Origin of the sequence: Leeia oryzae DSM 17879, from assembly GCF_000376945.1 — a bacterium.
GTDB lineage: Bacteria > Pseudomonadota > Gammaproteobacteria > Burkholderiales > Leeiaceae > Leeia > Leeia oryzae.
This window is the reverse complement of the sequence record NZ_AQXU01000003.1, coordinates 1-2,153: the sequence shown is the minus strand read 5'-3', so window position 1 is coordinate 2,153 and position 2,153 is coordinate 1. Positions and strand designations below refer to the sequence as shown.

Genomic DNA, 2,153 nt, shown 5'->3' with positions numbered 1-2,153 from the left:
GTGCCGGTAAAGCCGGTGCCTGCACCACTGCTATCCAGATCCAGCGTAATCGTGCCGGCTGTCGGGGTTACTGACAGGGTCGCAGTCGACTGGTCACCATCCTGATCCTGCATCACGTACGTGAAGGTGTCGGTAAAGGATGTTGAAGGTGCTTTGTAGGTAATGGAACCCAGTACATAACCCTGCGCATTTGTACTTTCGTTAGAGAATGCAATATACGAAATGGCCGTTGAAGCATTCACGGTGAGAGACGCGCCAGTACCATTAGACACAGAACTAGAGAACGTACCGGTTGAGATCAGATGACCGCTCTCATCATAAGCTCTCCAAACATAAGAACTCGCCTGGTTTGAGTTGTACTGAGCAACATTCATGGTCACTGTACTAGACGCATCATGCAGATGAATGACTAGAGTCTCACCCGGATCAATCGCACCACTTTGGCTAACTTTGACGCCAATACCAGGTTTGCTACCACCGTTGTAAACTACACCATCCTGTGCGGTGGCGGTCAGTGAACCAATAACCAGATTGCCAGAGCTATCTTTCCATGCGGTGGAACCAAAGCCATACAGATCAGACACGCTTTCCCACTGAGCCAGTGACGAACCACTAACTGTCTGTTCAGCATCTTTGGATGAGGTGTAGGTATAGCTACCATTCTCATATACCTTGATTGAACCATCTGCTGTTGTGAACGTGACATATTTGCCAGTCGAATCTGTACCAGTCGGGTTGCTGAAAGATTTAGTCACGCCCGTGCTATCTGTTACCGATACCAGTGACTTAGGCACATCCACTGCAACGTCATTGGTCAATACGTTACCAGAGACAGTACCTTTCCAGGCCACTTCGTTATAGTCATTGACCGCGGTTGGATTGGTATCCGTAATATCAACACTGACTTTTACCCAGGTAGAGTTGCCTGAACCATCGGTTGACTGATAGTAGAAGCTGTCCTGATCAGCAGTTGCATCTGCATGGTCACGTACCGGTGCGGTATAGCTGAATGTACCATCCGCATTCATCACCACAGTGCCACCCAGTGTGGTCGTGATGCTGGCTGAACCATTGGCAGAGACAGCACCGGTACCTGTAGCATTATTGGCAATCTGGTAAGCATGGATCACCAGATTGTCCACATCACTATCATTAGCCAGTACAGAACCCAGAATGGTGGTCGCACCCTCAACTGCCGAATAGTTATCTGGCTGCGCTACAGGTGCATCGTTTACCGGGGTAACGGTAATGTTGACTGTATCCACATCCAGCAAGTGGCCACCAACACCGGTGTTACCGTTGTCATTAGTCGCAATGGTCAAGGTAGCTGTACCGTTGAAGTTTGCGGCCGGCTGATATGTCACACCTGAAGTCAACAGTGTGTTGATTGCAGACAACTGGCCAGACAAGGTAACCGTACCTGTACCACCGTTGGTGATGGTGACACCGTTAGCAGCAGCTACATTCAATACGCCACTCGTCACAGACAAGGTGACAGTCAGGTTGCCGGAAGCAGCATCCACATCAGACACATGCAGCGTATTGATAACCAGAGAAGTATCTTCTGCAGTTGTCAAAGCAGATGGAACAGTATTGACTGGCGCATCGTTAACGGCAATCACGTTCACATAAGCATGAGCAGTATTGCTGCTATTTGCACCATCCGATACGACTACAGTGATATCCCGTTGGGTGGTATCCGGATTTTCAGTGGTATTGCTGAAGCTGATCAGCTTGATGGCTGCCTGATAATTTGCCAGTGATGCAGCACCACTCAAGGTCACTACATTACCTGTGATGGTTGCCGTAATCCCCAAACTTGACAGATTACCCACACTTAGCTGGTCACCTGCTTTCGCATTTGTCAGCGTAATGGTGGCACCTTGCATGTTGGCACTGTCTACATCCGTGATGCTGATGTCACTGTCCGCAATAGCTACGCCGGCACCGTTTTCAGTGAACGTAGTCACAAAATTGGAACCAGTCTGGCCACTGCTGTTGTCTCCATCCAGATCAATGACTGGTGCATCGTTCACTGGCGTCACTTCGATGATCTGGTTCGCTGTCGCGGTACCGCCCTGGCCATCAGTGATGGTGTACGGGAAGGTTACCGTGCCATTGAAGTTGGCATCTGGCGTGAAGGTCAGCGTGCC

Annotated in this window: 1 protein-coding gene; it reads right to left on the bottom strand. The window is 49.8% G+C overall.

The features are described 5' to 3' along the window. The coding region (locus F552_RS18065) for a tandem-95 repeat protein (RefSeq protein WP_018149666.1) at positions 1-2,153 on the bottom strand (2,153 nt) is incomplete at both ends.